The sequence below is a fragment of the Thioalkalivibrio sp. genome (assembly GCF_007692535.1).
In the GTDB taxonomy this organism is placed as follows: domain Bacteria; phylum Pseudomonadota; class Gammaproteobacteria; order Ectothiorhodospirales; family Ectothiorhodospiraceae; genus Thioalkalivibrio.
In genome coordinates, this window is the sequence record NZ_REBW01000113.1 from 66645 (window position 1) to 75701 (window position 9057).

Here is a 9057-nt window from a genome sequence, read left to right on the forward strand (position 1 = left end):
ATGCCCCCGAATCAGCCGGCCCGGCAAACTCTGATCAGCGGTGACATCGGGGCAGTCGCCAGCGTGCTCCGAAAGGGGGGCGTGGCTGCCTACCCGACCGAGGCCGTGTTCGGACTCGGCTGCCGCCCGTCCGATCCCGCGGCCTGCGAACGGGTGCTGGCGCTGAAGAACCGGACGGCCGACAAGGGCCTGATCGTGATCACCGACGATCTGGCGCGCATCGCCTATTGGCTGGAACCAGTGCCGGAGAAGCTGCAGGCGCGCGCCGAGGCCACATGGCCAGGACCACACACCTGGCTGTGGCCGGCGCGGGCCAGCTGCCCTCCCTGGCTGCGTGGTGCACACACCCGGCTCGCGGTCCGTGTCACCGCCCATCCCGGCGTCAGGGCGCTCTGCGCGGCCGCCGGCTCTGCGCTGGTCTCGACCAGCGCCAACCTTTCCGGAGAGCCGCCCTGCCGCGACAGTGCCTGCGTGCGGTCGGGGTTCGGCGGGCGGATCGATGCCATCCTCGACCTGCCCTGCGAGGGGGCCGACGCGCCGAGTACGATACGGGATATCCTGACCGGCGCCTGGGTCCGCGGTGGGCCGCCCGCCCCGGAACCGGGACAGTCCGCAGCGGCTGATTTCACTAGCACTCAAGAGACCCGTCGATGACCTCTGACCCATTCCGAATCGAACCCGTACTCGCGTTTCTCGAAGGCCTTCAGGACGACATCTGTACCGGACTCGAGGCGCTCGACGGCAGCGAGCGTTTCCGCGAGGACGCATGGACCCGCGCGGCCGGTGGCGGTGGACGCTCGCGCGTACTGCGCGGTGGCGGGGTCTTCGAGCAGGCCGGGGTCAACTTCTCGCATGTGATGGGTCCGGGCCTCCCGGCTTCGGCCACCGCGCACCGCCCCGAACTGGCGGGACGCTCCTTCCAAGCTGCCGGTGTCTCCCTCGTGATCCACCCACTGAACCCCTACGCACCGACCTCCCACGCGAATGTGCGGGTCTTCGTCGCCGAAAAGGAGGGTGAGCCGCCGATCTGGTGGTTCGGCGGCGGCTTCGACCTGACGCCCTATTACGGATTCGACGAGGACTGCGTGCACTGGCACCGCACCGCGGAGGCGGCCTGCAGGCCTTTCGGCGCGGAGGTCTACCCCGCCCACAAGAAATGGTGCGACGAGTACTTCTTCCTGAAGCACCGCAACGAGCCGCGCGGCATCGGTGGACTGTTTTTCGACGACCTGAACGAGGGCGGTTTCGCGCACTGCTTCGGCTACATGCAGAGCGTCGGCGAGCACTACCTCCAGGCCTACGGCCCGATCGTCGAACGGCGCAGGGACATCCCCTACGGGGAGCGCGAACGGCAGTTCCAGCTCTACCGGCGCGGGCGCTATGTCGAATTCAACCTGGTCTACGACCGCGGTACCCTGTTCGGACTGCAGTCGGGCGGACGCACCGAATCCATCCTGATGTCCCTGCCGCCTCTGGTGCGCTGGGAATACAACTGGAGCCCTGAGCCGGACACGCCCGAGGCCATTCTTTACGAACGCTACCTGAAACCCCGTGACTGGCTGAACGAAGAACCGAAATCATGACCGAGACCTCCGGAGCCTACCCCGCCGTGCGACCCCGGCGCATGCGCCGCGACGCCTTCTCACGCCGCTTGATGCGCGAGCACCGGCTGACCGCCGACGACCTGATCTATCCCGTCTTCGTCTGCGAGGGCGAGCGCCGGCGCGAGCCGGTCGCATCGATGCCAGGGGTCGAACGCATGAGCGTGGATGAGCTGCTGCGCGAGGCCGCAACCTGCCTGGAACTGGGCATTCCCGCCCTGGCGCTGTTCCCGGTGGTTCCCGCGGAGAAGAAAAGCCTGGACGCGGCCGAGGCGTGGAATCCCGACGGTCTGGCCCAGCGGGCGGTGCGGGCATTGAAGGCGGCCCTGCCCGAACTGGGCGTGATCACCGACGTCGCGCTGGACCCCTTCACCACCCACGGCCAGGACGGCATCATCGACGACGAGGGTTACGTGGTGAACGACATCACCGTCGACGCCCTGGTGCGCCAGGCCCGATCCCATGCCGAGGCCGGCGCCGACGTCGTCGCGCCCTCCGACATGATGGACGGGCGCATCGCCGCGGTCCGCCAGGCGCTCGAGGCCGGCGGACACATCCACGTGCGCATCCTCGCCTACGCGGCCAAATACGCATCCAGCTTCTACGGCCCGTTCCGCGACGCGGTGGGATCGGCCGGAAATCTCGGACGCGGCAGCAAGGAGACCTACCAGATGGACCCGGCCAACGGCGACGAGGCCCTGCACGAGGTCGCGCTGGATCTGGCCGAGGGCGCGGACATGGTGATGATCAAGCCGGGCATGCCCTATCTCGACATCGTGCGGCGGGTCAAGGACGGGTTCCGGCGCCCGACCTTCGTCTACCAGGTCTCCGGCGAGTACGCGATGCTCAAGGCGGCCGCCCAGAACGGCTGGCTCGACGAACGCGCCTGCGTGCTGGAGGCCCTGACCGGCATGAAGCGCGCGGGCGCGGACGGCATCCTGACCTACTTCGCGCGCGATGTCGCCGGATGGCTGCGCGAAGACGCGGCGCGATGAGCCTCGACCGCTATGCGGTGGTCGGCAACCCGATCGGGCACTCACTCTCGCCGCGCATCCACGCGCTGTTTGCCGAGCAGACCGGGCAACACATGGTCTACGAGGCCCGGCTGGGCCGGCTGGACCACTTCACCAAGGACGTCCGTGCGTGGTTCCGTGAGGGCCTGCGCGGACTCAACGTCACGGTTCCGTTCAAGGAGGAAGCGTGGCGTCTGGTCGATCAGCACAGCCGTCGCGCCGAGCGGGCCGGCGCAGTCAACACCATCTGGGCCGAGGCCGATGGGCTTCTGACCGGCGACAACACGGACGGGGCCGGATTCCTGCGCGATCTCACGCAACGACTGGGTTTCGACCCCACGGGCCGCGCGATCCTGATCCTGGGCGCGGGCGGCGCCACCCGCGGACTGCTGGAACCCCTGCTCGGCGCCGCACCGGCCCGCCTGGTGATCGCCAACCGCACGCCGGAAAAGGCCAGGGGCCTGCAACAGGACTTTGCCGACCTCGCTGGCGGTGCGCGCCTCGAGGCCAGCGGCCTCGAAGAGATTCCGGCCGGACCGTACGACCTGCTGATCAACGCCACTGCCGCAGGCCTCGGCTCCGATGGCCTCGCCCTGCCACGGGGCCTGCTGCATGCTCAAGGCATCGCCTACGATCTCGTCTACGGCCCGGCAGCCCGCGTGTTCCTGGAATGGGCCGAGGCACAGGGCGTGGGAACCGTTACCGACGGACTCGGCATGCTGGTCGAACAGGCCGCCGAGGCCTTCGCGATCTGGCGCGGCGTGCGTCCGGATACGGCACCGGTCCTGGCAGCGATCCGCGCAACGACCGGAGGCGTTTGAGCGCCGTTCATGTCCCGTTCAATGGTATTGTTCCAGTATTCAGTTCGAAACGCCCAATTTACGAGGAAAGGATCATGCGCAAACTTTCGCTTCTGGCCCTGGTCGGTCTGCTCGCCTTCGTGACCGGTTGCACGACGCTGGATCCGTATACCGGCGAAGAGCGGGTTTCGCGCACTGCCGCCGGCGCCGGTATTGGCGCCGCTGCCGGGGCCATCATCGGCAGCATCACCAGCAGCCGCAACCGCACGCAGCGCGCGATGATCGGCGCCGGCATCGGTGGCCTGGCCGGGGGCGCGATCGGCAACTATATGGACCGGCAGGAGGCCGAACTACGCCAGGAACTGGAAGGGACCGGCGTGAGCGTGACCCGCGTCGGTGACAACCTCGTCCTCAACATGCCCGGGCAAATCACCTTCGACGTGGATCGCACCGAGGTCAAGCCGGAGTTCCAGCGGGTTCTCGACTCGGTCGTGCTGGTGCTGAACAAGTACGAGCAGACCGGTATCGAGATCGCCGGCCATACCGACAGCACGGGCTCGGTGCAATACAACATGGATCTGTCTGAACGGCGGGCGCAGAGTGTGGGTCACGCGCTGATCGTCCGGGGGGTGAACCAGGTAAGGATCGCGACCATCGGCCTGGGTCCGCACCAGCCCATCGCGACCAACGAGACCGCTGCAGGCCGTGCGATGAACCGGCGGGTCGAGTTGACCCTGTTCCCGCTGACCACGGGTTGAGCCTCCAGGGGATGACCGGCCACAGTCCGGTCTTCGCCCGGGCAGGCCGCCTGGGCTAAGCTGGGCGACCTGCCCATCCCCTGGTCTCAGATGACCCCGCGTGAGCGACTCGGCGAATATGCCCGGCTGATCCGGCTGGATCGGCCGGTTGGCATCTACCTTCTCCTCTGGCCCACGCTCTGGGCCCTGTGGATCGCGGCGGATGGCCTGCCCCCGGTGCACATCCTGTTCATCTTCGTTGCCGGCGTCGTGCTGATGCGTTCCGCCGGCTGTGCGATCAACGATTTCGCCGACCGCCATATCGACCCCCATGTCGAACGCACCCGTTCCCGTCCGCTGGCCCGCGGCAGCATCCGCCCCTGGGAGGCGGTCGTCGTCTTCCTGTTTCTCTCGTCAATCGCCTTCCTGCTGGTGCTGTTCACCAACACCCTGACGGTGATCTTCGCCCTGGTCGCCGTCGCCCTCGCCGCGACCTACCCGTTCACGAAACGCTTCCACAGCCTGCCCCAGGTGCACCTGGGGGCGGCCTTCGCCTGGGCCGTGCCAATGGCCTTCACGGCCGTCCACAACGAATTCCCGCCGCCGATCGCCTGGCTGCTGTTCGTCACCACCTTGACCTGGACCGTGGTCTACGACACCTTCTACGGCATGGTGGACCGGGAATACGACGTCGCCCTCGGCGTGCGCTCCACCGCGATCCTGTTCGGCGAGCAGGATCGCCTGATCACCGGCATCCTGCAGGTTCTGGTCTGGCTCGGACTCTACCTTGTCGGACAGCAGGCCGGGTTCGGGGGCATCTACCTGGGCGCGCTGGTCGTGGTGGCCATGCTGATGTTCTACCAGCAGTTCCTGATCTTCGACCGGGAGCCCGAGGCCTGCTTCCGGGCCTTTCGCAACAACCACCACCTGGGCCTGGTGGTCCTGGCCGGCATGGTCGCCGACACGCTGCTCGGCGGCTGAGATCCGTTGGTCCGCGCTTTGGAGCCGAAACGAACGCTGCTCACGCTCGCTGACACTTATGGTCACTTCTTCGCCCATCTTTGCCAGTTTGCCGCGCCTGCGGTTCGCGCCAACCGTGGCGAATCACGCATTCCCGCTCCACGGCATGCCATGTGCATGCAGATATCAGACAAGGGCGGGCACCAGGCCCGGGAAGTCATGCTGTCGGCCCACTCGCCGGCCTGTCCGGACACGAAACCCGCAGGGGGAAACGTTGCATGGAATCCTTCGGCAATAACGGGCGGGGTCCGAAGATCGTAGCCATCGGGGGCGGTACCGGGACGTCGACGATACTCCAGGGACTCAAGGAACACACGGCGAACCTGACCGCGATCGTCACCATGTTCGACAGTGGTGGCAGTACCGGGCTCCTGAGGCGAGACTACGGCCTGCCCCCCTTTGGCGACCTGCGCCAATGCCTCCTCGCCCTCGGAGGGGTCAACGAGGGCACGCTTCCGATTCGCGACGCGCTGGAGTTCCGCTTCGGCGGGGAGTCCAGCCTGAACGGTCACAGCGTCGGCAACCTCTTCATGGCCGCCCTGGTCAGCCTCAGCGACGACCTGGAAAGCTGTATCGACCAGATCTCCCGGATCCTGCAGGTCCAGGGCCGCGTGCTCCCCGTAACGCTGGGCAAGGCCGACCTCTGCGCCGAACTGGAGGACGGCCGGATCATCCATGGCGAGTCGGACATCGACCTCAGAACCGCGCCGCTTCCGCGCATCAGGCGAATATTCCTGGATAACGAGGTCGAGGCCAATCCCCGTGCCTTGCAGGCCATCGCGGAGGCCGATGCCGTCGTCATCGGCCCGGGAGATCTCTATACGAGCATTCTTCCGGTTTTCCTGGTCCGCGGAATGGCCGAGGCGCTATCGGCCTCCAGGGCCACCCGGATCTATGTCTGCAATCTGATGACGAAGCTGGGCGAGACCGACGGCTTCCAGGCGACGGACTTCCTGCGCGAGCTGGAGCGCTACACAGGCAAAGGGCATGTGGACTGGGCCATTGTCAACACCTCCGTCCCCGGTGGCACCATCCGGGCCACCTATGATGAAGAGGGCGCACAACTGGTGGAAGCCGACATGGACGCGCTCGGCCGCTGTGTGAATGGCATCTTCGCCTCGTCGCTCGCCACCGATGGTCTGCCGCTGCGCCACGCGCCTCACCGGGTTGGCGAGGCGGTGCTGCAGATCGTGCGCACGGGCCGCGTGAAGCGATGCCACCCGACGGACCACCCTGCCCGTGACAACGGGCGCGGCCCTTGGCCCGAAAAGCCCGACCTGCCAGCCGTCGTAAACCCGCGGGACCCTCCGTAAGGATACGGGACCTGCTCCGCCCAGACCGTCGGCGCAGGGGCTGCAGCGAGGCCCGTGTTTGATCCGTGAAGTAGCGCCGGGCGGGCTCTCACTGCACGCGAAAAGCCTCGTGACAGGCGACACACTGTGCGGTGACGCGTGCCAGATCGGCCAGAGCCGGCCTGACGTCGCCAACGGCCGAAGCGTCGCCCGCGGTCAGGGCAAACTGGCTCGCGGCGCGGTGCATCGCGGTTCCGGTCATGCGCATCTGCTCGGGCATGAAGGGGGCCATCTCATGTGCCCCGTGCCGCTCCAGCGAGGTCATTCCCAGGCGCTGCTCAGCAATCTGCGCGGCCTGTTCGAACTCATCTCGGGCCAGCGCGTCCTGGATCTGCTGCAGGGCCAGCAGGTGGTCACGCATGTTCGCAAGCATGTGCGAGCGCAGGTCTTCTGGCAGATCGACCAGCGTCCGCGTGTCTTCCATCGGGTGCTGTGTCTCGTGCTGGTGGTGATCATGCATTCGGTGCGGGGCCTCCGCGGAATCCGCTGCACCGAGCGAAGTAAAGCCCAACATGGCTGTAGCAGCCAGACCGATGGCAAAGGCCTTCACAGTCATTGACGCTCTCCGTTGATTGACGATGCAAGATGCTACCGAGTTTCCCCGGCAGGGGCGAATGATCGCATCCCGGAGCTCGCCAGCGCGCGATGGTTCCCTACCTCCACCCCGATGGGCCCAATAGTGCCTGCGGTACCCGCCATTGATGCAGTCCGACCCTCTTCCAGCACCCCGGAATCGACCCCGACGATGGAACGTCTGCTCGTCTCGCCGACTGGCTGGACCCGCCGCGTACGCGACCGCCGTGGGACCCGATCCAAATGCAATACCGCGCCATCGCATCCAAGCCTGAGCCTGTGCGCATCTCCCCGAAAAACAAAACCCTGCTGGCCCAGAGGGCGCGGAACCGCGAGCGGAATCACCGGTTCCTACCCACATTGCCGTAGGTCCCGGCAATTCCGAGCACCGCTTCACAACCGCATCCACACGGAGAATCTGGGATGAAACAGCCGTACCGAGTGGCTCTCGCAGCCAGCCTGTTCACGCTTTTCGCATCGCCTGCATTCGCCTATCACGGCATGTACGACAGCACCGACCGCGCAAACTCCGCGGCGGGCATGCAGTATCAGGGCAGCAAAGTGCATTACGACCGCTGGCAGCATTACCGGCATGGCCCAGGGATGCATCCGCGTCACTACCGCCCCATGCCACCACCGCCACGGTTCCACGGCCCGCCCCACAGAGGCATGAAGGGTATGGGCCCCTACGGGCCGATGCACCATGGCATGCCGTCTTACGGTCCGGGGAAGGCCGGTTCCACTCGCCAGCGGGGACACGGGCCCCAGAAATACGGCCAACCGGAACCGGCTGCGGCCGCGGCTGACAATTCCATCGTGGCGGTGGCACAAGCTGCCGGCGGTTTCGACACCCTGCTCGCGGCAGCGACGGCCGGCGGTTTGGCCGAGGCGCTGACAACCAACGGACCGTTCACCGTCTTCGCACCGGTCGATGCGGCTTTTGCAGAATTGCCGCAGGCAGCCGTCAACAACCTGATGCAGCCCGAGAACCGTGAGACGCTCGCCTCGCTTTTGCAACACCATGTCGTGGCCGGTCGCATCGACGCTGCCGGAGTCATCGAAGCCGGAGAACTCGAGAGCCTGGCCGGTACCCCGCTGACCGTCGAGCTGGAGGGCGATGAAGTCCGCATTGGCGGCGTGCGTATCGTGCAGACCGACATCGGCGCAGACAACGGCATCATCCATGTGGTGGAACAGGTGTTGTTCCCCGAGGGCTTCGCGTGCATCGCCACCGTGGCCCAGCGTTCGGGACAGTTCGACACCCTGCTCGCGGCCGCCGAGGCGGCCGGCCTGAAGGACGCGCTGTCCGTGCAGGGACCGTTTACGGTCTTCGCGCCGACGGACGAGGCATTCGCGGCACTGCCGGAAGGCACGGTGGAGAGTCTGCTGCAGCCTGAGAACCGGTCCGAGCTCGAGCGGCTGCTGCAACACCACATCGTCGCTGGCCGCCTTCCCGCCGAGGAAGTACTCGCCACCGAATCCCTGGAGACCCTCGCCGGCACGACGCTGCCGGTGACCCTGGATAATGAACAGCCGCGTATCGGCGACGCGGACATCACGGCGACCAACGTAATGGCCAGCAACGGCGTCATCCACGTGATCGATGCGGTGCTGCTGCCCTGAGTCGTCGCCGGGTTTGGGTGATGACGTGAGTGCGGCCACTGTCGGCGGGGTTCGGCAGTGGTCGCCCTCTTCACGTTGCTGCCCCGGCACACGTTCCCAAGGGTAGACCATCGGCTGGCCGACCGGCCGGAATGGGCCGCGAAATGGCGCTGGCAAAGCAGAAACCCCAGGCCACACACAAGCCGTTCGCCGGCCTGAAGGACCTGTTGGAAGGCGATTACAGGACGCATCCAGGCGGCCACGCAACCCCTGCCGATGAAAAGCCGCAAACCGTAGGTCGGGTTAGCCCAAAGGGCGTAACCCGACGGGCCTTGCACCCACCCATGGCCGCAAAGCAG

10 protein-coding genes are annotated in these 9057 nt (G+C 66.7%); 9 read left to right on the top strand and 1 reads right to left on the bottom strand.

The features are described 5' to 3' along the window. The 7 genes from EA346_RS05500 (at nucleotide 1) to EA346_RS05530 (ending at nucleotide 6484) form a co-directional block, all read left to right on the top strand. A complete protein-coding gene (locus EA346_RS05500) occupies nucleotides 1-654 on the top strand; it encodes an L-threonylcarbamoyladenylate synthase (protein WP_296756453.1) in 654 nt (217 codons plus the stop codon). Beyond that, nucleotides 651-1583: an oxygen-dependent coproporphyrinogen oxidase gene (gene hemF / locus EA346_RS05505; protein WP_296756456.1), complete on the top strand. Its 933-nt coding sequence runs from the start codon at nucleotides 651-653 to the stop codon at nucleotides 1581-1583. Before EA346_RS05500 ends, hemF begins: the two co-directional genes overlap by 4 nt. Further along, nucleotides 1580-2596, top strand: a complete 1017-nt coding sequence (gene hemB, locus EA346_RS05510; RefSeq protein WP_296756458.1) for a porphobilinogen synthase — start codon at nucleotides 1580-1582, stop codon at nucleotides 2594-2596. The genes hemF and hemB overlap by 4 nt, the downstream gene beginning before the upstream one ends. Beyond that, nucleotides 2593-3435, top strand: coding sequence for a shikimate dehydrogenase (gene aroE / locus EA346_RS05515; RefSeq protein ID WP_296756492.1), 843 nt, complete (start codon nucleotides 2593-2595; stop codon nucleotides 3433-3435). Before hemB ends, aroE begins: the two co-directional genes overlap by 4 nt. Nucleotides 3436-3509: 74 nt before the next feature. Beyond that, on the top strand, nucleotides 3510-4172 hold the full coding sequence (locus EA346_RS05520; protein ID WP_296756461.1) for an OmpA family protein: 663 nt from the start codon (nucleotides 3510-3512) through the stop codon (nucleotides 4170-4172). A gap of 90 nt (nucleotides 4173-4262) precedes the next feature. After that, nucleotides 4263-5132 carry a 4-hydroxybenzoate octaprenyltransferase gene (gene ubiA, locus EA346_RS05525; RefSeq protein ID WP_296756463.1) on the top strand — a complete coding sequence of 290 codons (870 nt, stop codon included), beginning with the start codon at nucleotides 4263-4265 and terminating at the stop codon, nucleotides 5130-5132. A gap of 257 nt (nucleotides 5133-5389) precedes the next feature. Continuing rightward, nucleotides 5390-6484: a gluconeogenesis factor YvcK family protein gene (locus tag EA346_RS05530; RefSeq protein ID WP_296756465.1), complete on the top strand. Its 1095-nt coding sequence runs from the start codon at nucleotides 5390-5392 to the stop codon at nucleotides 6482-6484. 88 nt (nucleotides 6485-6572) lie between these two features. Here the strand turns inward: EA346_RS05530 and EA346_RS05535 are convergent, their stop codons facing one another. Then, the gene (locus EA346_RS05535; RefSeq protein ID WP_296756467.1) at nucleotides 6573-6983 is read right to left on the bottom strand and encodes a hypothetical protein; all 411 of its coding nucleotides are present in this window, start codon (nucleotides 6981-6983) and stop codon (nucleotides 6573-6575) included. Between the two features lie 536 nt (nucleotides 6984-7519). Between EA346_RS05535 and EA346_RS05540 the strand changes: the two genes are divergently transcribed. Together EA346_RS05540 and EA346_RS05545 are read left to right on the top strand one after the other, a co-directional pair. Beyond that, complete coding sequence (locus tag EA346_RS05540) at nucleotides 7520-8719, top strand: fasciclin domain-containing protein (protein ID WP_296756470.1); 1200 nt, start codon at nucleotides 7520-7522, stop codon at nucleotides 8717-8719. A gap of 143 nt (nucleotides 8720-8862) precedes the next feature. After that, nucleotides 8863-9057, top strand: a 195-nt coding sequence (locus tag EA346_RS05545; protein ID WP_296756472.1) for a hypothetical protein, incomplete at its 3' end; no start/stop codon positions are given.